General features: G+C 38.4%; 22 protein-coding genes and 1 riboswitch. Of the genes, 3 read left to right on the top strand and 19 right to left on the bottom strand.

Annotated features, from left to right (window positions below; all coding sequences use genetic code 11):
• Position 1: 1 nt before the first annotated feature.
• The 12 genes from ACXYMX_RS09825 to iolG (ACXYMX_RS09880) all read right to left on the bottom strand — a co-directional run bounded on the left by ACXYMX_RS09825 (position 2) and on the right by iolG (ACXYMX_RS09880) (position 12,705).
• Positions 2-340 carry a fluoride efflux transporter FluC gene (locus ACXYMX_RS09825; RefSeq protein WP_459044076.1) on the bottom strand — a complete coding sequence of 113 codons (339 nt, stop codon included), beginning with the start codon at positions 338-340 and terminating at the stop codon, positions 2-4.
• Positions 337-714, bottom strand: coding sequence for a fluoride efflux transporter FluC (locus tag ACXYMX_RS09830; RefSeq protein WP_459044077.1), 378 nt, complete (start codon positions 712-714; stop codon positions 337-339). Before ACXYMX_RS09830 ends, ACXYMX_RS09825 begins: the two co-directional genes overlap by 4 nt.
• On the bottom strand, positions 711-2,864 hold the full coding sequence (locus ACXYMX_RS09835; protein WP_459044078.1) for an ATP-dependent helicase: 2,154 nt from the start codon (positions 2,862-2,864) through the stop codon (positions 711-713). The genes ACXYMX_RS09830 and ACXYMX_RS09835 overlap by 4 nt, the downstream gene beginning before the upstream one ends.
• Positions 2,865-3,002: 138 nt before the next feature.
• Entirely contained in the window at positions 3,003-3,818 is an 816-nt protein-coding gene (gene iolB, locus ACXYMX_RS09840; RefSeq protein ID WP_459044079.1) for a 5-deoxy-glucuronate isomerase, read from the bottom strand.
• A 40-nt stretch (positions 3,819-3,858) separates the two neighbouring features.
• The gene (locus ACXYMX_RS09845) at positions 3,859-4,524 is read right to left on the bottom strand and encodes a CoA transferase subunit B (RefSeq protein WP_459044080.1); all 666 of its coding nucleotides are present in this window, start codon (positions 4,522-4,524) and stop codon (positions 3,859-3,861) included.
• 14 nt (positions 4,525-4,538) lie between these two features.
• Positions 4,539-5,231 carry a CoA transferase subunit A gene (locus ACXYMX_RS09850; protein ID WP_459044081.1) on the bottom strand — a complete coding sequence of 231 codons (693 nt, stop codon included), beginning with the start codon at positions 5,229-5,231 and terminating at the stop codon, positions 4,539-4,541.
• Positions 5,232-5,922: 691 nt separating this feature from the next.
• Complete coding sequence (iolE, locus tag ACXYMX_RS09855) at positions 5,923-6,822, bottom strand: myo-inosose-2 dehydratase (protein ID WP_459044082.1); 900 nt, start codon at positions 6,820-6,822, stop codon at positions 5,923-5,925.
• 23 nt (positions 6,823-6,845) lie between these two features.
• Positions 6,846-8,708 carry a 3D-(3,5/4)-trihydroxycyclohexane-1,2-dione acylhydrolase (decyclizing) gene (gene iolD, locus ACXYMX_RS09860; protein WP_459044083.1) on the bottom strand — a complete coding sequence of 621 codons (1,863 nt, stop codon included), beginning with the start codon at positions 8,706-8,708 and terminating at the stop codon, positions 6,846-6,848.
• Positions 8,709-8,789: 81 nt separating this feature from the next.
• Complete coding sequence (locus ACXYMX_RS09865; protein ID WP_459044084.1) at positions 8,790-9,626, bottom strand: class II fructose-bisphosphate aldolase; 837 nt, start codon at positions 9,624-9,626, stop codon at positions 8,790-8,792.
• A complete protein-coding gene (gene iolC, locus ACXYMX_RS09870) occupies positions 9,623-10,630 on the bottom strand; it encodes a 5-dehydro-2-deoxygluconokinase (RefSeq protein ID WP_459044085.1) in 1,008 nt (335 codons plus the stop codon). The genes ACXYMX_RS09865 and iolC overlap by 4 nt, the downstream gene beginning before the upstream one ends.
• Before the next feature lie 19 nt (positions 10,631-10,649).
• Positions 10,650-11,669 carry an inositol 2-dehydrogenase gene (gene iolG / locus ACXYMX_RS09875; RefSeq protein WP_459044086.1) on the bottom strand — a complete coding sequence of 340 codons (1,020 nt, stop codon included), beginning with the start codon at positions 11,667-11,669 and terminating at the stop codon, positions 10,650-10,652.
• A gap of 1 nt (position 11,670) precedes the next feature.
• Complete coding sequence (gene iolG / locus ACXYMX_RS09880) at positions 11,671-12,705, bottom strand: inositol 2-dehydrogenase (RefSeq protein ID WP_459044087.1); 1,035 nt, start codon at positions 12,703-12,705, stop codon at positions 11,671-11,673.
• A 394-nt stretch (positions 12,706-13,099) separates the two neighbouring features.
• On the opposite strand from iolG (ACXYMX_RS09880), the gene ACXYMX_RS09885 reads away from it, so the two are divergent.
• Positions 13,100-13,876, top strand: a complete 777-nt coding sequence (locus tag ACXYMX_RS09885) for a DeoR/GlpR family DNA-binding transcription regulator (protein ID WP_459044088.1) — start codon at positions 13,100-13,102, stop codon at positions 13,874-13,876.
• A gap of 212 nt (positions 13,877-14,088) precedes the next feature.
• On the opposite strand, the gene lepB is transcribed toward ACXYMX_RS09885, so the two are convergent.
• The 5 genes from lepB to ACXYMX_RS09910 all read right to left on the bottom strand — a co-directional run bounded on the left by lepB (position 14,089) and on the right by ACXYMX_RS09910 (position 18,531).
• Positions 14,089-14,616 (bottom strand): signal peptidase I, encoded by a 528-nt coding sequence (gene lepB / locus ACXYMX_RS09890; protein WP_459044089.1) that lies wholly within the window; start codon positions 14,614-14,616, stop codon positions 14,089-14,091.
• A 31-nt stretch (positions 14,617-14,647) separates the two neighbouring features.
• Positions 14,648-16,657, bottom strand: coding sequence for a methyl-accepting chemotaxis protein (locus ACXYMX_RS09895; protein ID WP_459044090.1), 2,010 nt, complete (start codon positions 16,655-16,657; stop codon positions 14,648-14,650).
• 143 nt (positions 16,658-16,800) lie between these two features.
• A complete protein-coding gene (locus ACXYMX_RS09900; protein ID WP_459044091.1) occupies positions 16,801-17,049 on the bottom strand; it encodes a hypothetical protein in 249 nt (82 codons plus the stop codon).
• Positions 17,050-17,064: 15 nt separating this feature from the next.
• Complete coding sequence (locus tag ACXYMX_RS09905; RefSeq protein WP_459044092.1) at positions 17,065-17,643, bottom strand: histidine phosphatase family protein; 579 nt, start codon at positions 17,641-17,643, stop codon at positions 17,065-17,067.
• A 96-nt stretch (positions 17,644-17,739) separates the two neighbouring features.
• A complete protein-coding gene (locus ACXYMX_RS09910; protein ID WP_459044093.1) occupies positions 17,740-18,531 on the bottom strand; it encodes an alpha/beta hydrolase in 792 nt (263 codons plus the stop codon).
• Between the two features lie 86 nt (positions 18,532-18,617).
• Between ACXYMX_RS09910 and ACXYMX_RS09915 the strand changes: the two genes are divergently transcribed.
• Positions 18,618-19,130, top strand: coding sequence for a gamma carbonic anhydrase (locus ACXYMX_RS09915; RefSeq protein WP_459044094.1), 513 nt, complete (start codon positions 18,618-18,620; stop codon positions 19,128-19,130).
• A 472-nt stretch (positions 19,131-19,602) separates the two neighbouring features.
• Here ACXYMX_RS09915 and ACXYMX_RS09920 read toward each other — a convergent pair whose 3' ends face one another.
• Positions 19,603-20,142 (bottom strand): GNAT family N-acetyltransferase, encoded by a 540-nt coding sequence (locus ACXYMX_RS09920; RefSeq protein WP_459044095.1) that lies wholly within the window; start codon positions 20,140-20,142, stop codon positions 19,603-19,605.
• A 586-nt stretch (positions 20,143-20,728) separates the two neighbouring features.
• Complete coding sequence (metK, locus tag ACXYMX_RS09925) at positions 20,729-21,925, bottom strand: methionine adenosyltransferase (protein ID WP_459044096.1); 1,197 nt, start codon at positions 21,923-21,925, stop codon at positions 20,729-20,731.
• Between the two features lie 188 nt (positions 21,926-22,113).
• A riboswitch (SAM riboswitch) is annotated at positions 22,114-22,237 on the bottom strand.
• A 174-nt stretch (positions 22,238-22,411) separates the two neighbouring features.
• Between metK and pckA the strand changes: the two genes are divergently transcribed.
• A complete protein-coding gene (gene pckA / locus ACXYMX_RS09930; RefSeq protein ID WP_459044097.1) occupies positions 22,412-23,998 on the top strand; it encodes a phosphoenolpyruvate carboxykinase (ATP) in 1,587 nt (528 codons plus the stop codon).
• Positions 23,999-24,060: the final 62 nt, after the last annotated feature.

Consider the following 24,060-nt stretch of genomic DNA (forward strand, 5'->3'; position numbering starts at 1 on the left):
CCTAATTTAAGCTAACTGAATAACCTATCCATGCAATTAAAATACCACCACCATAGATAGATGCTATATATAAGAAGGCTTTTCTTTTTTCGCTACTTTGCCATAATTGAATTAGTTCTTTATTCATTGTGGAAAAGGTTGTCAGCGCACCTGCTAATCCCGATGCAAGAAAAAATGTCCATACACGCGGCAATTCCAGCCCAAATACACAACCAATTAAAAATGAACCAATTAGATTGACAATCAATGTACCTTTCTGAAACTTTAGTGAAATAAAATACCGCAAAACAGCACCTATAAAACCACCAAGACCGATCACTACTATCTCAATGAAGGTCATTTCCCCACCGTCATTCTGCCTAAATGGAATCCAAGCATTCCCACAGTTAAACCACCTAGGATACTTAGTCCAACATATAGTAGGGCTATCAAATAATTTCCGTTTTCAAAGAGTAAAAGTGTCTCAATACTTAGCGCTGAAAATGTTGTAAACGAGCCCAGAAACCCGGTTGTTACGGCACCTTCAAGTTCTTTCCTTAAATGCAATTGACGCCAAGCACCTGTGATTATAAAACATAATACAAACGTACCTACAATATTGACGGTAAACGTAGCGAAAGGAAATCCAGATTCTCCAGCCAGTACTTCTCCAACCGAAACCCGTGCGAATGCACCTAAGGCTCCAGCTAGCCCAATCATTAGCACCTGCTTCATATCGAAACCTTCTCCAACAAACCTCTAGATAAAATTGTATCGAGATCAAGTTTCTTCTCGTTTTTTTCAAATTGAATATGGATTTCAGTTGGTGCTAAACCAATAATTTCGCCGTGCCCGAATACACGATGTTTGACGTTCAATCCTATTTTCAACTCCTTCTGATGTTGAATTCCGTGCGGATTTATTGAAACGTTCATTTTCTTTATCGGCGCTTTTACTTTGACCTCGTTCACCTTGGGAGGCAAAAGTATACCCCGTACTTCATTCAAAAACCTGGAATCTTCTTTATAATCCTTGTCATTTCTTTTAAATGAAAGCAATTCAAGCTGTTCTTTCGCTCGCGTCATACCTACGTAAAATAGACGTCGCGCCTCTTCTAACTGTGTATCGTTCATTTCATCTTCAGTAGAAGGAATAATTCCCTGAACCAGATCAATCATGAACACTCTTCTGAATTCAAGGCCTTTGGCACTGTGAAATGTCGATAATGTAACTGCATTTTCTACCGGGTTAAATTTCGCGTTTTGTACGGCTTGTTCTAGCTCTTTCAACCGATTTGCAAATTCAACCATTGTTCGTAGCTGAGATGCAATCCCTTCGAGTGTGTCAAGAATACCAAGTATATTATCGATCCGGTATCCAAACTTTTCAGCACGACTTTTAAGTGCAGCTTCATACCCAAGATCCTGTCGAATTTTTCGAATCACTTGTGCTGGTCTTTCCTCTACAATCGATGAATAAACGGCCTTATATTGAGTTAGTTTTTTAATTTGACTCCCTTTTAATTCAACCGTGTTAATAAATACATCAAACACATTTCCAGTAGTACCTGTATTCGTAAATGTAGTCACCATACTCTTAGACACAAATAGGTTCATCTTCATAATCACTTTTGCTAAAATATCTTTTCTTTCCGTATTAAAACTAAGCCGCATAAAATTGAGAATATCTTCAACTACCCAGTGACTAAAAAACTTATCGTCCGCGTCTTTCATGTAAAATGGAATGCCGCGCCGATGCAATTCGCTCACATACATCGTTGAGGATGCATTATTTCGAAATAAAATCGCTACCTCTTTCAACTCTTTTTCGCCGAGCAATTCGTAAGTCACGTACTCAAGTTGCCTTTTCGGATCATCCAATTGTTTGATTATGATAGGCATTTTCGCAGCATTTTCGGTATGCATTTCTTTCGCATATCGCTTTTCATTTCGCTTGATAAACTTTGCTGACACGTCAACGATTTCTTTTGATGAGCGATAATTACGCTCCATCATGAGCACTTGTGCATCTGGATAGACACTTTTAAAATTCAGCAAGTAGTCAGGTTCTGCTCCACGCCATGTGTAGATTGTCTGATCATCATCCGCAACGACACAAATGTTTCCGTGAAAGCTTGCCAGATGTTCGACTATTTTATGTTGGACAAATGACGTATCTTGGCTTTCGTCTGTTAGTAAATAATCATACCGATCACGAATTTGTTCGCAAAGTTGCTCATCTTTTCTAAGACCCTCTTCAGCTAGGGTAAGCATATCATCAAAATCTAAAAGTAAATGGCCTTGTTGTTGCATTTTATATTCTTCATATTTCAAAGCAATACTGCCAGCTTTTTCAACCGGTCCTTTGAGATTCTTCCACATTTCAGGTAGTAACATTTTATTTTTTATGGAGCTAATAAACGTGGATAGTGATGCAATTTCATCATCCGTACATTCATCTCTTAGCACTTCTTTACTTATTTTCTTCAACAAAAACATTTTATTGATGGATTGACGCCCTTGGCCGCGACCTTCAATTAATTCATAAGTCATTCCTTGCTTTTCTAAATACATTCGAGCAATCATAAATGCAAGACTATGTATGGTTGAAAAATCAACAGGATCACTGTCAGGGAAGAACTGCTGAAATCGTTCGGACATATCCCGCGCAGAAGCCTTGCTAAACGTAATTGCTTTTATACGTTTTGCATCCACTTTCTTTTCTTCAATCAAATATCCAATACGCATAATAAGCGTTGTCGTTTTTCCAGAACCAGGACATGCTAAAAGTAACATTGGCCCCTCTGTTTCCGTTACGGCTTTCTTTTGTACTTCATTTAACTGGATACCAAGATCTCTTTTTTTTCGCTCAAAATAATCATTCATAATTGTGACTCCTTTAACTTACAGTACCTCTAATTTACCATATGTAGATGACCATGACGAACGGAAGTTCATCGTCTAAACAAAAAATGACTAATCGTTGTATTTGAACGATTAGTCATTTTTATATAAGCTTTTTTATTAATATACTTTAGTATCCTTTAGAAACCACTCGTGTTGGGGATCATTTTTAAATTTCCAAACACGTTCAGGACCTGCCATTACATTGATAAAGTAAACATCATATCCCGGAGGAGCCGCTACAGGGTGATACCCTTTGGGAACAATAACTGCTTGATCATTTTCAACTGCCATTGTTTCATCCAAAGACCTATCATCTGTATAGACACGCTGGAAAGCAAATCCTTGAGGCGGATTTATTTTGTGATAATACGTTTCTTCGAGATATGATTCGTTTGGTAAATCCATTATATCGTGTTTATGTGGTGGAAAGCCCGACCAGCTACCTTGAGGTGTAAGCACTTCTACTACAAGAAGGCTATCTGCAGGCTCTTCTTCAGGCAGGATATTGTGAATATGACGCGTTACATTTCCTGAACCTCTTTCTTCTACACCAACATCTTTAGGTGCGATAAGACGCGCTTTGTGATTGCCTTTTCCAGGTGCCGAGCAAACCGCCAACTCGACTTTCGTCAAAGCTTTTACTTCATATTGGTCATCTGAAGGGACATACACTGAGTAAGGTGGAATCCATTCAAAAACGCTCATTCTTTTTCCGATGTTTTCAAAGTGACTTTCCTTCGTTTTCACATCCGCACGGCCACTTAAGAGAATTAAACATTTTTCATCCTCTAAAGTTTCCTTAGATAAAACTTGGCCTTCCTCTAACTTAAACACTTCAAAACCTACATGATCCCATCCTGCAGATTCAGGTGTCACTTTAAGTGTACTTCCGTCTTCTTTTGGTTCCGTACTTTTAATTATGAGTTTACTCATTATCGAATCACTTTTCCTTTCGTTTTACAATCAGTTGTTCTTAAAAAGCTTCTAGTTTTAATTGTTCGTCTGTGTAAAGTTTTGGCTCTGTAACTTTTTGAATATCTTCAACTGAGTAGCCTTTTGCTACTTCCAATAGTTTCAATCCCTTTGAAGTCACTTCCATAACTGCCAGATCTGTAATAATAACATTTACGACAGACTTGCCCGTTAACGGCAATGAACATGTTTTCAATATTTTAGCTTCGCCATTTTTATTCACATGGTCCATAATGACAATTGTTTTCTTTGCGCCGTGAACCAAATCCATAGCGCCGCCCATCCCTTTTACCATTTTACCTGGGATCATCCAATTCGCTAGATCACCAGTTTCAGAAACTTCCATTCCACCTAATATAGCTACATCGATATGGCCGCCCCGAATCATTGCAAATGAATCTGCACTATTAAAATAGCTAGCACCAGGAATTGCAGTGACCGTTTCTTTGCCTGCATTTATTAAATCTGGATCGACGTTTTCTTTAGTAGGATACGCGCCAATTCCTAACAATCCATTTTCCGATTGAAGAACAACTTGCTTATCATCACTTATATAATTCGCAATAAGTGTTGGCATACCAATTCCTAAATTGACGTAAAACCCATCTTTAATTTCTTTCTCTGCTCGCATTGCAATTTTTTCCCGAGCTGAAACCTGTTTTTGCATGATAAAATCCCCCCTTAGCTGTCTCGCACTGTTATTTTTTCAATCACTTTTTTCTGTTCTCCAACAATCAATCGTTGAACATACACGCTTGGCGTATGAACAGCAGCCGGATCAATCGCTCCTACTTCAACCAACTCTTCTACTTCGGCAATGGTTACCGTTCCAGCCGTTGCGATGATCGGGTTAAAGTTTTGCGCTGTTTTGTTATAAACCAAGTTCCCCATTTTATCGCCTTGGGCAGCTAACACTAAACTAAAATCAGCAACTAATGCCTCTTCTAACAAATACTCTTTCCCGTTAAACATCTTCGTTTCTTTTCCTTCAGCGATTGGCGTCCCTACTCCTGCCGGTGTATAAAATGCAGGAATCCCAGCACCACCTGCTCGAATTTTTTCTGCTAATGTCCCTTGAGGTAATAGTTCTACTTCAATTTCTCCATTGAGTAATTGACGCTCAAATTCTTTGTTTTCACCTACATATGAACTTATCATTTTTTTAATTTGTTTTTTCTTTAAGAGTAAACCTAATCCCCAGTCATCTACACCACAATTGTTCGAGATTACGGTTAAATCCTTTACTCCTTTTTCCACCAAAGCATTGATTAAATTTTCTGGAATACCAACCAATCCAAAACCGCCTACCATTAAAGTAGCGCCGTCTTGGATATCATCTATGGCCTGACTAAATGATGTATATACAGGTTTCATTTAACTCCTCCTAGCAATTTTCTATGTATTGTTCATCCTACCTTTAATTAAAAGCTATGTTAAATAATGATGTTGATAAAGCTTATTACACAATAGTGCTTGAGTGAGTGTATCTAACACGTTGATTTCCGTTTCAGACCCAAAGTGCGGAAAGATAAAGTGCAATCTTTCCCTAACGCGTTCCGGAGGGCAGGCGGTGGACCAACCCGAAAGCAAAGACATGCTCATAACACTACGTTTTTATTCGCAAAAGCCGTTCTTCGTGACGGCTCTCGCTCATCTCCCGTTGGTTGTTTCACCTGACCCGTTGTCCTCCCGGAGTCGCCGTCTTCCACTTCAATCAACTTGGAAATGTACAATAACTACTTGTCCCACTACCCTAAAGCCACTAACCTTGAATCCAAACAATCCAGCGCAGAAGCGACAAGTGTGAGCCGAAGTAGGAAGACCGACAGTGAACTTTCTGACGGGCTTCCTACGGGAGGCCATCACAAAGCGCCTAAGCGATATCGACAAGCTTCCTATTCCACAAGGAGTGTACAAATACTTTATCAACTATCAACAGAGTTGTTTAACATAGCCTAATTAAAAATCCCCTAGTAGAATTATGAATACATACATCGAAATCCATACGTTCTATAGGGGATCTTCACTAGTTCGAATACTAGTTTTACAAAATGGTTTTCTTACATTAAACGCCCATCTTTTCTTTGATAAACTTACGTGCTTTGATCGCATATTCAAGTGGGTCAGCAACTCTAGGATCTTGTTCTGCTTCTACAACAATCCATCCTTTATAGTTTGACTCTTTTAATACGTTGAATACCTCTTCCATTTCCACCATATCGCCGTCTCCAGGAACTGTGAATAGGCCGGCTTTAATTCCTTGAAGAAAACTTAAGTTTTCCCCTTTTACTTTTTCAAGAATATCGCTACGAACATCTTTAATATGAACATGCTTTACTCGTGGCGCGTATTTCTTCAATATTTCAAGTGGGTTTTCTCCTGCAACAGTCGCATGTCCCGTGTCAAAGAGTAGATGAACTAGATTTGGATCCGTCATCTCCATTACTTTATCAATCTCTTCAAACGTTTCAATTCCAGTTCCTACATGATAATGAAATGCCACTTCCATACCTTTTTCTTGTGCGAGCTTACCAATCTCTTCTAACCCACTAGCAAGTGCTGTAAATTGGTCATCTGAAAGATGTGGACGGTTCGTAAAAAGAGGCTCACTTTCTATACCGTGAACACTACTTCCAACTTCACCTACGCCAATTACTTTTGCACCCATTTCAAAAAGAAAATCTCTATGCTCAATAAATGCTTCTACAGTTTCCTCTAGAGGTTTCGTTGTGAAATAACTACTGAACCAACCGTTACAGATTTGCAACTGACGAAGATCGAGTGCTTTTTTTAACACGGCAGGATCTTTCGGATATTTATTCCCAATTTCACTTCCTGCATAGCCTGCAAGAGCCATTTCACTAATACATTGTTCGAAAGTAAGTTCCCCGCCCAACTCAGGTAAATCATCATTCGTCCAGTTAATTGGTGCACAAGCTATTTTTACATTCTCTTTTGACAACATTTTATATCCCCCTAAAGAAATTATTAGTAGACGATTGCATCTCTAAAGTTTTTTTCCATTTCCTCATACGCTTTTTGGACAGCAGCGCTTTCGGATACTTCTGGAACCCCAACCCGCCAAGAACTTTCATAGCCATCCGTCATTGTTCCTGGAAGAACTTTTATGTGAATTAACGTCGAGAGCGTTTCTTTTTTCGATTGTTCAATTGCTTCTTTTAATTCTTCAACAGTCGTTACTGTGTATGCTTTCGCACCATAACTTTCAGCGTTTTTAGCAAAATCAATTTCTGCATAGTCGCCTGTCAATCCACCTGTTTCAGGTTCGCGACGGCGGAATTCGTTACCAAAGCTATCGACACCTTGTGAACGTTGCAAGTTATGGATACACTGAAAACCGTTGTTATCAAATAAAAGAACATTTATTTTAATATCTTCTTGGATGCATGTGTACAATTCAGTATGTGCCATTAAATAGCCACCATCACCTACAAATGAGTATACTTCACGTTCTGGGTGAGCTAATTTAGCACCCATTGCACCTGAAACTTCGTAACCCATACATGAGAATCCATACTCTAAGTTATACGTGTCCGGAACACTTGATTTCCAAATGCGTTGCAAGTCCGAAGGTAAACTTCCTGATGCTGCAACAACAACTGCATCTGAGTCGAGTGCATCATTGACTTCCATTAACGCTCTCGTTTGAGATAGTCCTTCTTTTTCTTCTAACTTCGAAAGTTTGTGGAGTTCTGCGTTCCATTCATCTTTAGCTGCCTTAATATTAGCCTTATAGTCAGATTGATAACCCATCTCTTCTAATTTCACAGAGAGTACTTGAAGTGCTTTTTTAGCATCTGCTACTACCGATATAGAATTTAACTTGGCTGCATCCAATGAGTTCACGTTAATTGATAAAAAGTCGACGTCTTCGTTTTGATAACCACGCTTTGAATTCGTTGCAAAGTCATTTAACCTTGAACCAATCGCAATGATTAAATCTGCATCTTTCGCAGTTTTATTGGATGCTAATGTTCCACAAACGCCTGCTCCACCTAAGTTATGTGAATGATCCCAAGGGATATTTCCTTTACCTGTTTGCGTTTCACCAAATGGAATATTAAACTTCTCTGCAAATGCTACCAATTCTTCTGCAGCTTCACTGTATCGTACGCCGCCACCACAAATGATAAATGGCTTTTTCTTATTCGCTATTAATTCAACTGCTTTCAAAAGCGCTTCATCAGACACAGGCCTGCGCTCGATTGTATGTACACGTTTCACAAAGAAGTCTACCGGATAATCATATGCTTCTGCTTGAACGTCCTGTGGAAGGGCTAGTGTTACTGCACCTGTTTCCGCTGGATCTGTCAGCACTCGCATCGCTTGCATACACGCTGTAATTAGCTGTTCAGGACGAACAATTCGGTCCCAATATTTACTAACAGGTTTGAACGAATCTGTTACAGAAACTGTATAGTCCGTTGCATTTTCAACTTGTTGAAGTACAGGGTCAGGTTGTCTGTTTGCAAAGTTATCTGATGGTAAAAACAACACTGGAATACGGTTAACAGTTGCAGTTGCAGCCGCAGTTACTAAGTTAGATGATCCTGGACCAATCGATGCTGTAACCGCATAGATTTCCTTGCGTCGTTTTTGTTTCGCATAAGCCATCGCAGCATGTGCAATGCTTTGCTCATTTTTCCCTTGATAGAACGGCATGATGTCTTTATATTGTTCAAGAGCTTGACCAAGACCAACCACATTACCATGTCCAAAAATCCCCATTACACCTTTTACAAACTTATACTCTACTCCGTCTACTGAAACATATTGATTGTCCAGAAACTTAATAAGTGCCTGACTCATCGTTAAACGTATTTTACTCAAGCTATTTCCCTCCCAGATAAATGTTGTAACAGTTATACCCACTGAATTTTCCGTCTTTTTATTCACTACTTTTCAAGATGATTAAAATCCTAAGAGTGAAAGTTTTTGCTTCGCTTCTTGCTTTACCATTTCCATAGGTGCAGCGAACAATTTCAAACGATCGTACTCATTTGGATTGTTTTTTACTTCTTCTGATAATGCTTGGCCAAATGCAAGTCGAATTGCAGTACCTATATTTAACTTGGCAACATTCGTTTTGACTAACTTTTTCATATCCGCATCTGAAATCCCAGTTGAACCGTGAATGACGATTGGCAGATCGATTCGTTCTTCAATTTCCTTCAAACGGTCAAATTGAATGACTGCATCTTGAGTTTGCATTCTTTGCACGGTGCCTACTGAAACCGCTAACCAATCCGTGTCAGTTTGTTCAGCAAACAATTTTGCTTCCTCTGGATCTGTGTACTCTGTTTCATGTCCTTCAATATCCATATAAGAAAGCTTACCAATTTCAGCTTCAACGACAATTCCAAAGGCTTGCGCCATTTTTACAATCTCTCTCGTATTTGCTACGTTCTCTTCAAATGGAAGATGAGAGCCATCATACATGACTGACGTATACCCGCTCTTAATTGCCTGAGCAACCGTTTGATAGTCTTTTGCATGGTCTAGATGAACAGACACAGGAACGGATGCGTTGTCTGCTAGTGATCGCAGCATCTTTCCCCAATAGACAATCGTTCCGTGATCAATGGCCAACTTATTCGTTGCTAATAAAATAGGAGCATTCATTTCCTCAGCAGCCTCAATAATTGCAGCGGCATCTTCATAACCGAACACGTTAAACGCAGCGAGGGCATAATCTCCGTTTGCCGCGTCTTTCATTATTTCTCTAAAATCATATTTTATATCTCTCATACTTCACCTTGCGAAACTTTGTGTGAGTCAATAAAAGAATGTACTTCTTCTTTAGTCGGCATAGCTTCTGAACACGAATTTTTGGAAATAACGATAGCCGCGGAAGCACTTCCAAATTCCAGACACTTATCCACAGACCAATTCGCAAGCAATCCATACATGAAACCAGCTGCAAAGGAATCTCCTGCGCCAAATGTTTTCAACACTTTTGTAGGGAAGACGTTTCCCTTGAAAACTTCCCCGCCTCTTGTGTAAGCAAGAGAACCTTCGCTACCATGTTTGATGACAACAATTTCAGCATTATAATCAAACCATTTTTTTGCAGTAACTTGGTCATCTGTATTCCCTTTATTCGTTAAATTCTCCATCGCGTCAAACTCTTCACGAGTACCAATAATTACATCGCATTTTTCTGCTGCTAAATTATAGTAAATCGCTGTTTCTTCCGGAGATGTCCAAGAATATGGTCGATAATCAATATCAAAAACAACTTTAGTATTATGCTTTCGAGCATATTCCATTGCTAGGAAAGTCGCTTCACGAGAAGGACTTTTGGATAAGGCTGTTCCTGAAATAAGCAGGAGCTTAGCGTTTTTAATATACGCTTCATCTATTTCTAACGGACTTATTTTCAGGTCAGCTACATTGTCTCTATAAAGCATGTTGTTGCATTCTTCTGGACTAATAACCTCCGTGAAAGCAATTCCATTCATTGCACCTGTTTGGTCCACTAATACATTTGAAGTGTCTACTTGAACGCCTTCAAGAGCTTTCAAACAATACCTACCCAAACCATCATTAGAAACCTTACCAATAAAGCCCGTTTCAAGCCCTAGTCGAGCCGTTCCGAAAGCAATGTTGGCTGGTGATCCACCAATTGTTTTAGTAAATGAGATAACTTCTTCCATTCCGCGATTTATTTCATTCGGGTTTAAATCAACCCCGATTCTCCCCAGTGCAATTACATCAAAGTTCTTACCCGAATCAATAGCTAAACTATTCATAACGATCTCCTTTCAGCCCTTAATTATCTAAATAAATGACCTTTTCTTCTTTTAAAGATCGTGTTGCCGCAAATCCAATTTCCGTAGCTTTAGTCCCATCGTACGCAGTTACATTTGGCTTGCGATTTTCGATAATGCAATTTACGAACTCTTGGATTTCAATAACAAACGCTTCTTCAAAGCGCTCTAAAAAGTCTGGTACACACTCGCTTACAGCACCATGTTCATTAAAAATCATCACCTGATTCTTTTCAGGAACAGGACTTACTCGAATCGATCCGTGTGTACCAACAATTTCTGCTTCTATATGATAACCATGTGGTGCCGTACGCCCACTATAAAACAAACCCATTTTTCCATTATCAAACTTTATGATAGCTGTCCCGTTATCAATATCGTCAAAGGATTTTAATTCTTCATGTAAATAGCAATCACCTAGAGCGTAAACGCTTTCAGCTTCTCCTCCTAAGAACCATCTTGCAAGGTCAAAGTCATGAACGCCCATGTCGATAAAGAGCCCACCGCTCGTTCCAGAAAAGTTCAGTAAACCTTGGATCATAGAATTCGGATCCAAACTATACCCTCGCATTAGAATTGGGTTACCAATCGCGCCTTCTTCAATTTTCTGTTTTGCATAGGCATATGCCGGGTCGAACCTGCGCATAAAACCAAGCATAAACACTTGGTTTGGATGCGCCTCGACAACCTTTTCAATTCGTTTACACTCATCGATTGTAATTCCGAGTGGCTTCTCACAAAATACATGTAAACCTGCTTTTATAGCCGCTTCAATCTGTTCGCAATGCTCTGTGGATGCAGAAGCAATAACGACTGCATCCAATTCTTTATTCGCAAACATTTCATTATAATCCGTGTAACCGTGAGGAACACTTAACTTTTCCTGAATCTGTTCCACAGTCGATTTTGTCCGAGTACAAACCGCAAATAGTTCAGCATGTGGAATCTTGTGCGCTATATTTTCAGCGTGTTTACTTCCAAGTCTTCCTAATCCAATCATCCCTACTTTAAGTTTCCTCATATTATTTTCCCTCTTTTTCGTTATTTAATAATACGAGCTTATTCTCTCTAAATGATTCTGTCGCAGCGAATGCTACTTCTGTAGCTTTCGTTCCATCGTATACCGATATTTCCGGTTTACGGTTTTCTACGATACAATCAATAAACTCTTGTAACTCAAGAATATAAGCTTCTTTAAATCGTTCTGGGAATCCAGATACACATTCTTTACGTGCACCGTGATCGTCGAATATAATTACTTGGTTTTTCTCAGGAACCGTTCCAATACGTAACGTACCATGAGTTCCTACAATTTCAGTTTCAACATGGTAACCATGTGCTGCGTTACGTCCTGAGTGGAACATAGCCATCGTGCCATTTTCAAATTGCATGAGAGCTGCTAGGTTATCACCGTCACCGTACTCTGCAAATTCTTCATGTTTGTAACATCCACCGACTGCATAAATTGATTTAACATCTGATTGTAAAAACCATCTTGCAAGGTCAATATCATGTACTGTCATATCAAGAAATAGACCACCACTTGTTGCTGCAAACTTAATCGCACCTTCAATTGTGCTTTCCGGATCGATACTTGTTGCACGAACCATAATCGGTTTTCCGATTGCACCAGCTTCAATTTGCTTCTTAGCATACGCATATGAAGGGTCTGCACGCCTCATGAAACCAAGCATAAATACTTTATCTTCATTCCGTTCAACTGCTTTTTCAGCAATTTTACATTCTTCCACTGTTACACCAAGTGGTTTTTCTGAGAATACATGAAACCCAGCATCTAGAGCAGCTTCAATTTGACTGCAATGATAAGGTGATGGTGAAATAATCGCAATAGCGTCTAGTTCTTTATTTTCCAACATTTCTTCGTAGCTTGTGTATCCGTAAGGCACACCCCACTTTTTCTGTACATTGTCTACTTCTTCCTGGATAACACTGCATACTGCTGTAAGTTCAGCATTCGGAATTTTAAATGCAATATTTTCTGCGTGATCCATTCCTAGTCTTCCTAAACCAACGATACCTACTTTTACTTTTTTCATAGTTTAACATCTCCATTTTTTGAATTTAAAATTCTATATTTTAATACCGCTTCAAGTATTTTATTACTCAGAAAACTCTTTCTGAAATACAACTTACTTAAGCTACTTAAAGAATCATTACTTTTAATTACTTTGCATTACTTTCTTTAGTTTCATTTACTTAACTTTCTATTCATTATCATATTTAACAAGATGGTAAATGTCAATACTATTTAGAATGATTTTTCTTTATTATGATTAGAGTAGATTGATTAACAATATGGTTATTCGTTTTTAATTTAAAAAAATAATTTTATATAATAGATTAAACTTGAAACTAATTATGTTATAATGTTAATCAAATGAAAGTATTCGTTAATAAACTAAAACCATTTTACATAAAAGGAGGATATATATGTTTGCAGCTCAGCGCATTGAAAAAATCAAAGAAATTATGTTAGAACATCAAAACGTTAAAAATTCTTTATTAATTGAATTGCTTGGCGTTAGCGGAGTAACGATTCGAAAAGATTTAGACACTCTTCAAAATGCAGGTTTTCTTACAAAATCCTTCGGTGGCGCAACATTAAATACAGGTGAAAATAATACGAAAGGAAATAATTCTTCCTCTCAAACAGATGTCTACATTGAAGATATAGAAGTAAAGGAATACATAGCCAATCTAGCTTTCCAACATGTTGAAAAAGGGGATACCATTTTTTTAGGTTCAGGGGCAACATGCTATTTGCTTTCAAAGAAATTAAAAGAGCTAAAGGATATTACTGTTGTTACTAATAACGTCAATGCATTAAATGAGTTGGCGCCAATTATCTCAAGGGTGTTTTTTATTGGTGGAGAAATTGTTTTTCAAGATGGTATGATTTCTACAGGCTCAGAAAAGGTAGATGAGTACTTTAAAGATCTTTATGTAAATAAGGCATTTACTAGTGCAGCAGGAGCTGATTTAGTTGCAGGGATAACTGTCAACCACGCAATCAGTACATTTACATATCGAAAAATTCAAGATATGGCCTCTTCCTGGATTCTCTTAATGGAGGAAGAAAAATTCGGGAGACGAGGCATTTACCAAATTGCTCCTCTAAATTCACCGAACTGCATAATTACGAATAAAATTCCCGATGAATATAGAACAGTGTTTGAAGATATCGGCACTACGGTGTGCACTAAATAACGGCTTTCTTAACTAACCTTAGAATTCGATTGGAACTTTACTCTTTTAAAGTCGAGTTCCATTATTTTCATTCACAAGTTCTTATTTTTTTAGAAACATACTTAAAAACCCTTCACACTTTAATAAATGTGCGAAGGGTTTTCATATAAAACGTTTTTATTTTTTCCCCATTCAACTACAGGCTATACTCTCTCACACTCTTGTTTATAATCTCACCTAGGTATTCCAATTTCTCTCATTGGATAGAAACGAAAAGCTACTTTACCAACAATAGACTCTTCATTAATGAACCCAATGTCACGACTGTCTCTACTGCGCCTCCGGTTATCGCCTAGGACAAAAACATGTCCTTTAGGAACAGTCACTTCAAAGTCTTGGGTCAACTTTTGCCCTATAAATATCTTCTCTTTATTGGAGTGCACATAATCTTCCTGATACACTTTACCATTAATCATTAGTTCATCATTCTTCATAACAATGACATCCCGCGCAAGACCAATGACACGTTTGATAAAATCATCTTCTGAACCCGGTGCATGGAAAACAATCATATCAAAATGATTGAGCGTGTGTACTTTGGCAATAACGATTCGATTATCATTTTCAAATGTTGGCTCCATAGATTCTCCAGATACGATGACTGGGGTAAATAAGAACTGGCGGATTAAAATAGCGAGGATAAAAGCAATCACTAATGCCTTTATCCAAGAATAAATTTCTTTTAAACTCTTTTCACTCATTATCTCGCCTCATTTCAAAAACAAGTGTCTACTAAATGCTAAAATGTCCAATTGCTTTTTTCAATTCATCACTTAGATCCGCAAGAGTTTCTGCAGCTTTTGCAACTTCACGAATTGAATGAAGTTGTTCATCCGCCGATGCATTGATTTCTTCACTTGCAGCTGCAGTTTCCTCTGCAGTCGCTGCCATAGTTTCAATCGTTTCCATAACCGTGTCTTTATGTTCTACTACTTTATTCACTTCACCGTAAACACTTGCAATTGATTGTTCGAGATTTAGCATGAGATTTGAAATCGATGTAAATGTTTCTCGTGTATTTTCAACGACAATCTCTTGTTCATTAAAAGTTTCACCAGTTTCTCTCATTTGAACAGACACTTCTCGTGAGCCCTGCTGTAATTCAGTAACTGTAGCTTTTACTTCTTCAGTTGCTAACGCTGATTGTTCAGCAAGTTTACGCACTTCATTTGCCACTACAGCAAATCCTTTTCCATGTTCTCCCGCCCTTGCAGCTTCAATACTAGCGTTCAACGCCAATAAATTTGTTTGTGCAGATATTTGGGTAATTGTTTCCATCACTGTTCCGATGGCTCCCACTTTTATTTCCAAGTCATTAATAACTCCAGCCATAGAGGTTAAATTCAATTTCCAGTCATTAAAAGAAGATTGTAGTTGACCTACTTGCTTTCTTCCCTCTACGTTAACACTCTCGGCTTCCTTCGCTATTTCCGTCATAACACCGGTCTTCTCTTGAATCCCAGTTATCTGACTTCCAAGCAAATCGACCGTTGTTGTAACATCTTCTGTGTCATGTGCAGATTTTGTAGCACCTAAAGCGATGTCATCAATCGCACCAGCCATTTGTTCACTAATTGCATTCGTTTCTTCAGCAGAAGCACTTAAGCTCTCTGCAGAAATTCGTACGTCGTCAACTGAACGATTCACTACAGTAATCACTTCACGTACTTTCCTAGTCATTGAATTAAAGTTTGTAGCTAGTTCCTCAAACTCATCTTTTGTTTTCACTTCTGCGTTCGTATTTAAATCACCTTCCGCCACTTTGTTCATAGCCGAACGGATTTCACTAAGCGGCCTAACCAATACTGATATGAGCATCCATAACATTACGATCATGATGAGCAAGGATAAAATGAAAATTCCTAGCACAATGTTTTTGGTACCTTTCATCGAATCTGAAATTGCTTTCTCATTAAATGAAGCTCCAACTTTCCAACCTAATTCAGGAAGCGTGGTGAAAATACCAATCATACTTTCGCCATTTTCTTTATAGTCTCCAATACCATTGGAACCTTTTTCGATAAACAGATCTGTAATATAGGATAGGTTTACCATTTCCTCCTCTTCTGGATTGAGAAGTGGATGGACAATTCCCCCACCTTCACTATCAAATAAAAACGGGTATCCATTAAAACCAAATTCACTTTCTGATATACTGTCCGTCAGACTCGCCAGACTAATATCTACCCCAATAACACCAACAAGGGATCCATTTTGCTCTATGGCCTTTGACCCTGTAATTACATAATCACCTGACACTACGTCAATATAAGGGTTCGTCCATGCAACCTGATTCTTTTGAGTAAGCGCAGCTTCATACCATGGACGTACTGTAGGATCGAAATCGGGTCCGACATCCACAAAAGGGAGAAACTTTGTAAACTTATTCTCGAAAGCGAAATACATTAAATCCACTGATGGAAAGTTTTCTAGATAATCCCCAAATGTGCTCTCTATATTAGTAGATAGTATGTTTTCATCGATATCCTCACTACCGTTTTGAGTATCTATGTATTCCAGTACTGACTTATTCGTTGAAACAAGTAACAAAGCTTTTTCATATTGCAAAATAAAGTTTTCAATTGTGTTACTCATTTCGGTCACTGCTACATCACTTTGGTTTAATAGAACTTCTTTTGTTTGCTTTTGCATTTGAATACTTACCACTGAAAAAATGGCAATGCTAATAACTAAAAACAGCAATGAAACTCTAAATATTATTTTTGTTTTGATCGATTTCAAAGAACATCCTCCTTGTTACTAATTAACCTTTCAATCTCTTTTAATTAATCAGTATATAGTATAATACTAATCCAATAAGGTATCCTTAGTAATAGTTCTAATAACCTATTTTTAGATTATGATCTCTTAACCTTTGTTTCTAGTTATTCCACAACCGATTTGATATTTTTTAATCCAAGTACAAATTGAAAGATGCATGCAATGCTGCAGATTATGAGAACTATAATAGAAAACGTGTCTAACGGCTTCATTAATGCCGTTTTCCAGATAATTAATAATAGCATGGCAGAAATACTGAAATTTACAATATAAGGTTTTTCCTTCAACTTTTTTAACGAGTACCACACAAAAATGCCAGTTCCGATAATTAGTATAGATAAAAGTGTATCCAATTGATTTCCCCCTTATTAAAGATGGTCTGTACAATTATACAAACTGCAGTAATTTTCTTTCTGTTGGTCTTTCAGCTCAACTATTGTGAGTGAAGTATTGGCTAGCCTAGTTTCAAATCTTTCAGTAGGTAGAAGTTCAGCTAACATTCTTTTGATAAAGCTACCATGACTAACAAGCAATACTCGTTTTCCCGGGAAGGTTTTATTAATATGTTCAATTAAACTAGTTCCACGCGCTATTATTTCTTCATGTGGTTCAAATTCCATGTCTAGTGTTTTCCATGATTGTCCCCACTTTTCAATTCGCTCCGCCTCCGTTGTTCCTTCAACTAGACCGCCACTCACCTCAATTAAACGCTCATCAACAACCAACTCAATTTCAGGATTGTTTAAAGCGATTATTTCTGCTGTTTTTTTGGCACGTTGCAACGGACTTGTATAAATAACGTCCCAATTTTCTTTTGCAAGCCTCTTAGCAATACGATGCGCCATTTCAATACCCTCATCATTTAAAGGTATATCGGATCTCCCTTGGGAGCGCCCCTCTTTGTTCCAATCCGTAACACCGTGTCGTATCAAACCAATCACTGTCATTACTAATCACTTCCTAACTAATCCATTAATTATAATCTATCTTTACATCGGTTCACATACTTGTTTTATTAGAAAAGAACGCCATAACGGCGTTCTTTAAATGACATAACCAAGTGAACGTAAAACTGAGTGCATAAATGACTCTGTATATAAAAACACTTCTTCTCGTTCATGCTCTTGATAAACATCATGGCGTAGTCTTTTCCACTTTTTAAATTGGAATTCAGTGAGATTCTGTGCAATAAGCCATTTTCGCGCGGAACTGGTATCCGTTATTCGATCTTTTTCGGCAGCATGTAAAAGAAGTGGTACATTCTCAATTACGCCTTCATATTGACTTACTGATTTGATAAATGTTTGTAACTCTCTATACCAAGAGGCCGTTATTGCTGTGTTATAATGACGATCCTCTTGCGCTTCTATGTATATGTCCTCATTACTTGTTACCATTTCAATCGTTATTTCATGATCTAACTTTGCTGAAGAATTGAGCATCGTCAACACGTTGGAATGCTTTGGTGGTAAATGGTCTAAATGAAACCATGGCGAACTATAGATAAGACCTGCACATTCTATCTTTTCATTCTGAAGCACATGCGTGACAATTGTTGCTCCCAGGCCATGTGCGATAACGAATAGTGGCATCCCATCTCCAATACCTACGTCTAATAGCTTCTTTATGTGACTTACATATTTATCGAATGGTTCATCATGTATTTTTCCCCGTCCAGACTGCTCCCCATGTCCAGGTAAATCTCCAGTAACAACATGAAATCCACTACTTCTTAGTTGCTGAATTAACCATGCATATCGCTTATGGTGTTCATACGCACCATGAACAATTACTACAACAGCTTTTGGTTGACCTTCTGCATCCCATTTCCACATTATTATCTAGCCCCTTTCCTGAGTGACGTGCACCTTAAACTTTGATACCATTAATTATACACTACAAAAAGAAATGAGGAGTAATTATGATCTATCCTTACTTAGGAAAAAAACCTAAAATTGACCCTTCCGTTTTCATCGCTGATTTCACAACAATTACGGGTGATGTAACAATTGGCCCCGAATCATCAATATGGTTTAACACCGTTATACGAGGAGATGTCTCACCTACACTTATTGGTAGAAAAGTAAATATACAAGATTTATGTTGTCTCCATCAAAGTCCTGCTTATCCACTCATTTTGGAAGATGAGGTTACAATCGGACACCAAGTTACTTTACATAGTTGTACAATTAAAAAAGGTGCACTTATTGGAATGGGTTCCATAATTTTAGACGGTGCTGAAATCGGTGAAGGGGCTTTCATCGGCGCCGGATCCTTAGTACCCCCAGGGAAGAAAATTCCTGCTGGAGTGCTTGCCCTTGGATCCCCCGTGAAAGTTGTACGCGAACTGAATGATGCTGATCGGGCAGAAATGACCCGCGTTGTGAATGGTTATGCCGAAAAAGGTCAGTATTATAAAAGTTTACAGAAATAAACTACTGGACATTCTTTAGCTAACCCGTTCGGTTTTGAATCGCTAAATTCTAATTAAAGACCAAAAATAGATAACGGTTTGAAACCGTTGATTTGCGTTGCAGCCCCAAAGTGCGGAAAGATAAAGTTCAATCTTTCCCTGACGCGTTCTGGAGGGTGGGCGGTGGACCAACCCGTTGTTGTTTCACCTGTCCCGCTGATTCTCCCAGAGTCGCCGTCTTACACTACAATCAACTAAGTTTCTGCTTCTTAATTATATCTAGAAAAAAGAACTTCCTAATGTAGTTAAAACACCTAGATTCAGGAATAGTTATAAAGTACCAGGTACTATTTATCGATTTTTCTTTGTTACAATTGAGGAATTAGAAAACGTCAAAAGGAGTCTAAAGCGGAAGCTCATCATATTTTTTCCCTCTTAATAGCTTAATTGAAATACAGCAAGTATTTAGTTATCGCGCGCGATAGTTGAACGCTCATTCAAAAAATACACTTGGATACTCAATTACACCAGAAACATTTTCAAGGGAACATTCCTCTAATTCAATAGCCATTAATGCTTCTTCAGGCACTTCAAAAGGTGCTTTAATTCGCCATTGAGATGACTTCCGAAAACCCAATTTCGGATAGTATTCTGGATGACCTAGTACAATAACTGACTTAAAACCAAGCTCTTTTGCCTTTTCTAATGCTTTTTGTATTAAAGATTTCCCTATTCCTTTATTTTGATAATCAGGCAAAACAGAAACAGGTGCAAGTGCCAATGACTCTGCTTTTTGATTGTCACCATTACCAATTAACACCTTAGATAAAAGAATATGCCCCAGTATTTCATTCTTATCTTTATTGACAGCCACTAAAGATAATTCAGGAATAAATACATCAGATTGCCTGATTTGTGAAACCAAATTATGCTCATCCTGATCACTTTGTTCTGCAGAAGCAAATGCAATTTCTACAACCTTTTCAGTTGATTCATAGTCATTTTTTTGTTCTTGTCTAATAATAAAACTCATATATCCAACTCCTAATTAAAAAAAAATGGCCCGTTTGTTGAATGAACACTTTATATTTAATACATTCCGTTACTTGAAGTGCAGGCGCCGACTCCAGCGGGAACAGCGCGAGCTGAAGACCCCACAGGAGCGTGGTCTACGCGACGAGGAGGCTGAAGCCGTGCCCGCGGAAAGCGTGCGCCGGAACGGAAAGCGACAGTTTAATGCTGGCCCAATTGCAGAACAACAACTTTTTAATATTCCAATATCCTCATAACTTTTTTACCCAATAACCTCTTAATTTAATGAGTAGACAAGCTATTCTATAAACCATTCTAAATAAATGAGTATTTGATGTTAAAATACTCATTTATTTTGGTCTTTATTTCAGTTTTTATTACTCAAAACCGAACGGCTTAATTCTTTGGCAGAAGATATTTACTTTTTCACAAACAATAAAATGACTAAACCTATCAGCACAATTGATCCAATAACTCCTGCAATAAGTAATAATAAAAGAAAACTCATTCTGATTCCTCCTCAACTAATTTTGTTAAAAAAATGCCGGCAGAAAGGCTCCCCCCTCTACCGGCATATATACCTTTACTTATTGTCGAGCAAGTTCTAGTAACTTAGCTGCTTTATCTGTTTGTTCCCACGGTAAATCTATATCTGTCCGTCCAAAGTGACCGTACGCTGCCGTTTGTTTGTAAATTGGACGACGTAGGTCGAGCATTTTAATAATACCAGCCGGACGTAGATCAAACAATTCACGTACAACCTCAACAAGCTTACCCTCTTCTACAGTGCCTGTCCCGAATGTATCTATGGAAATAGATACGGGCTGTGCAACACCAATTGCATAAGCTAATTGCACTTCACAGCGATCTGCTAATCCAGCAGCAACGATGTTTTTCGCAACATAGCGGGCGGCATATGAAGCAGAACGATCCACTTTTGTTGGATCTTTCCCAGAAAATGCACCGCCACCGTGACGAGCATATCCTCCGTACGTATCCACAATAATTTTCCGACCTGTTAGTCCAGCATCCCCTTGAGGACCACCAATAACAAATCGACCTGTTGGGTTAATAAAATATTTTGTATCTTCGTCGATTAATTCTTCAGGTATGACAGGACGAATTACATGTTCTTGTATACCCGCTTTTATTTCCTCTAAAGACACTTCTGGATGATGTTGTGTAGAAATAACAATGGTATCGATACGAACTGGATTGTTATGTTCATCATACTCTACAGTTACTTGGGTTTTGCCATCTGGGCGCAAATATGAGAGGATTTCCTCTTTGCGAACTTGTGCAAGCCTAAACGAAAGCTTATGAGCCATACTAATTGGAAGTGGCATTAGTTCAGGTGTTTCATTACACGCATAACCGAACATCAGCCCTTGATCGCCTGCTCCAATATCCTCAAGTTCGTCTTCTGACATAGATCCTTCACGTGCTTCTAGCGCTTGATCTACCCCTGCTGCGATATCTGCAGATTGTTCGTCAATTGCTGTAAGTACCGCTGAAGTTTCCCAATCAAAACCATACTTCGCACGTACATATCCAATTTCTTTTACAGTTTCCCTTACTACTTTTGGAATATCGACATACGTCGTTGTTGTGATTTCACCAGCAACGAGAACGAGTCCTGTTGTAATTGTTGTTTCACATGCAACACGTGCATTCGGGTCTTCCTCTAAAATTGCATCTAAAATCGCATCTGAAATTTGGTCACACATTTTATCAGGATGTCCTTCTGTGACTGACTCAGATGTAAATAACTTTCGATTCGACATTACAATTCCTCCTTATATCCTACGAGATTGATACGGTACTCATATGTCCCATGTAGAGCCTATCCGCTAAGGAATAAACTTCAAGCCACTTAGTGCTATACACGAGGATTAAGGGCTAAACAATAGAAAAAGCCCTTCACTCACGTCTTATACATGAGGAAAGGCATAGTTTGAAAAGGCACCTTTCACTCTTATCGTCCAAGGGTTTTCCCCTTGCATCAGGTTGGCACCATCACAAACATACAGAAAAGTTCTGTTTGCAGGTTGCCGGGTTTCATTGGGCCTGACCCCTCCACCAGCTCGGGATAAGAGTATCCGTTCAATTAACCATGATACAAAATACGATGCCAAATGTCAATTTAATTATCATTTTCAACTTGTGATTTCAATTAGTATAGATTATTATTCTAAATGTGTTATACTAATTGCATAATGTGATGACACCCAAATAATTTGGGACTATATGGCAAAGGACGGTACAAACTTATGATATCTACAGAGACTGGCGAACAACTTCAGGAACTTCTAGCAGGTTCGAATGTAAGTATACAACTTTCAGTTCCACAGCTAGTTGAAAAGGCTACTTCACGTGGAGAGGCGAAACTAACAGCAGATGGTGCAATTACAGCTCAAACTGGCAAATACACGGGTCGCTCACCTAAAGATAAGTATATCGTAGAAGAAGCTACTTCTAAAGATAAAATCGATTGGGGAAATGTAAACCGTCCGATTTCTTCAGAGGTTTTCGATTCATTATATAATAAAGTGATTACGTACTTAAAAAATAAAGAAGAATTGTTTGTATTTAAAGGTTTTGCAGGTGCTGACCCAGCATCGCGTCTATCTATTCAAGTAGTGAATGAATTTGCTTGGCATAACTTATTTGTCCATCAATTATTCATTCGTCCATCAAAAGAAGAGTTAACCAACCACGAAGCCGAATTCACCGTTGTTTCAGCACCTTCTTTTAAAGCTGACCCTTCAGTAGATGGAACGGAGTCCGAAACTTTTATTATTGTATCAATGGAAAAAAGAATTGTTCTCATTGGTGGAACTGAATATGCTGGAGAAATGAAAAAATCTATTTTCTCTATTATGAACTACTTACTTCCTGAAAAAGGAATTATGCCTATGCACTGTTCCGCAAACGTTGGTAATGACGGAGATGTAGCATTGTTCTTCGGTCTTTCTGGAACTGGAAAAACAACACTGTCCGCAGACGCAGACCGTAAACTTATTGGGGACGATGAACACGGTTGGTCTGATAATGGTGTGTTCAATATTGAAGGCGGATGCTACGCGAAATGTATTAATCTTTCTGCGGAAAAAGAACCTGAAATTTTTGGAGCAATTCAATTTGGTTCGGTACTTGAAAACGTTGTAGTTGATTCGGAAACGAGAATTCCTGACTATAACGATGGTTCACTTACTGAAAATACACGTGCAGCCTACCCGATTCAAGCAATCGAAAATATTGTCGATCCATCTGTTGCCGGACACCCAAAAACAATTGTTTTTCTTACGGCAGATGCCTTTGGAGTCTTACCTCCAATTTCGAAATTGACGAAAGAGCAGGCGATGTATCACTTCTTAAGTGGATTTACATCGAAGCTTGCAGGGACTGAGCGTGGAATTACTTCACCTGAAGCAACATTTTCAACTTGCTTCGGCTCTCCATTCTTACCACTTCACGCAACAGTTTATGCGGAAATGCTTGGTAAGAAAATTGATGAGCACGAGGCACAAGTCTACCTTGTAAATACAGGTTGGACAGGTGGCGTTTATGGTGTTGGTAAACGAATGAATTTAAACCACACGCGTGCAATGGTTCGAGCTGCACTTCAAGGTAAACTTATTGATATTGAAACAGAAACAACTAGGTTCTTTAATCTTCAAATCCCTACTGCAATTGAAGGCGTTCCTACAGAAGTATTGAACCCTCGAAATGCATGGGCTGATAAAGAGGATTTTGATAGGAAAGCTAAAGAATTAGCGACACTTTTCCGTGAAAACTTTAAAAAGTTCGGTACCGTTTCAGAAGATATTTCTTCTAAAGGCGGCCCGAAAGAATAGTATAGTGAAAAACCGGCATGCACAGGAATGTGTATGCCGGTTTTTTATGTTGATATAGTAAC

It is taken from the genome of Sporosarcina sp. CAU 1771 (assembly GCF_054482775.1).

What these genes read in the sequence shown, in the direction of transcription:
- ACXYMX_RS09825 (WP_459044076.1), bottom strand. Translation starts at nt 340, where the DNA reads ATGACCTTCATTGAGATAGTAGTGATCGGTCTTGGTGGTTTTATAGGT.
- ACXYMX_RS09830 (WP_459044077.1), bottom strand. Translation starts at nt 714, where the DNA reads ATGAAGCAGGTGCTAATGATTGGGCTAGCTGGAGCCTTAGGTGCATTC.
- ACXYMX_RS09835 (WP_459044078.1), bottom strand. Translation starts at nt 2,864, where the DNA reads ATGAATGATTATTTTGAGCGAAAAAAAAGAGATCTTGGTATCCAGTTA.
- iolB (WP_459044079.1), bottom strand. Translation starts at nt 3,818, where the DNA reads ATGAGTAAACTCATAATTAAAAGTACGGAACCAAAAGAAGACGGAAGT.
- ACXYMX_RS09845 (WP_459044080.1), bottom strand. Translation starts at nt 4,524, where the DNA reads ATGCAAAAACAGGTTTCAGCTCGGGAAAAAATTGCAATGCGAGCAGAG.
- ACXYMX_RS09850 (WP_459044081.1), bottom strand. Translation starts at nt 5,231, where the DNA reads ATGAAACCTGTATATACATCATTTAGTCAGGCCATAGATGATATCCAA.
- iolE (WP_459044082.1), bottom strand. Translation starts at nt 6,822, where the DNA reads ATGTTGTCAAAAGAGAATGTAAAAATAGCTTGTGCACCAATTAACTGG.
- ACXYMX_RS09865 (WP_459044084.1), bottom strand. Translation starts at nt 9,626, where the DNA reads ATGAGAGATATAAAATATGATTTTAGAGAAATAATGAAAGACGCGGCA.
- iolC (WP_459044085.1), bottom strand. Translation starts at nt 10,630, where the DNA reads ATGAATAGTTTAGCTATTGATTCGGGTAAGAACTTTGATGTAATTGCA.
- iolG (WP_459044086.1), bottom strand. Translation starts at nt 11,669, where the DNA reads ATGAGGAAACTTAAAGTAGGGATGATTGGATTAGGAAGACTTGGAAGT.
- iolG (WP_459044087.1), bottom strand. Translation starts at nt 12,705, where the DNA reads ATGAAAAAAGTAAAAGTAGGTATCGTTGGTTTAGGAAGACTAGGAATG.
- ACXYMX_RS09885 (WP_459044088.1), top strand. Translation starts at nt 13,100, where the DNA reads ATGTTTGCAGCTCAGCGCATTGAAAAAATCAAAGAAATTATGTTAGAA.
- lepB (WP_459044089.1), bottom strand. Translation starts at nt 14,616, where the DNA reads ATGAGTGAAAAGAGTTTAAAAGAAATTTATTCTTGGATAAAGGCATTA.
- ACXYMX_RS09905 (WP_459044092.1), bottom strand. Translation starts at nt 17,643, where the DNA reads ATGACAGTGATTGGTTTGATACGACACGGTGTTACGGATTGGAACAAA.
- ACXYMX_RS09910 (WP_459044093.1), bottom strand. Translation starts at nt 18,531, where the DNA reads ATGTGGAAATGGGATGCAGAAGGTCAACCAAAAGCTGTTGTAGTAATT.
- ACXYMX_RS09915 (WP_459044094.1), top strand. Translation starts at nt 18,618, where the DNA reads ATGATCTATCCTTACTTAGGAAAAAAACCTAAAATTGACCCTTCCGTT.
- ACXYMX_RS09920 (WP_459044095.1), bottom strand. Translation starts at nt 20,142, where the DNA reads ATGAGTTTTATTATTAGACAAGAACAAAAAAATGACTATGAATCAACT.
- metK (WP_459044096.1), bottom strand. Translation starts at nt 21,925, where the DNA reads ATGTCGAATCGAAAGTTATTTACATCTGAGTCAGTCACAGAAGGACAT.
- pckA (WP_459044097.1), top strand. Translation starts at nt 22,412, where the DNA reads ATGATATCTACAGAGACTGGCGAACAACTTCAGGAACTTCTAGCAGGT.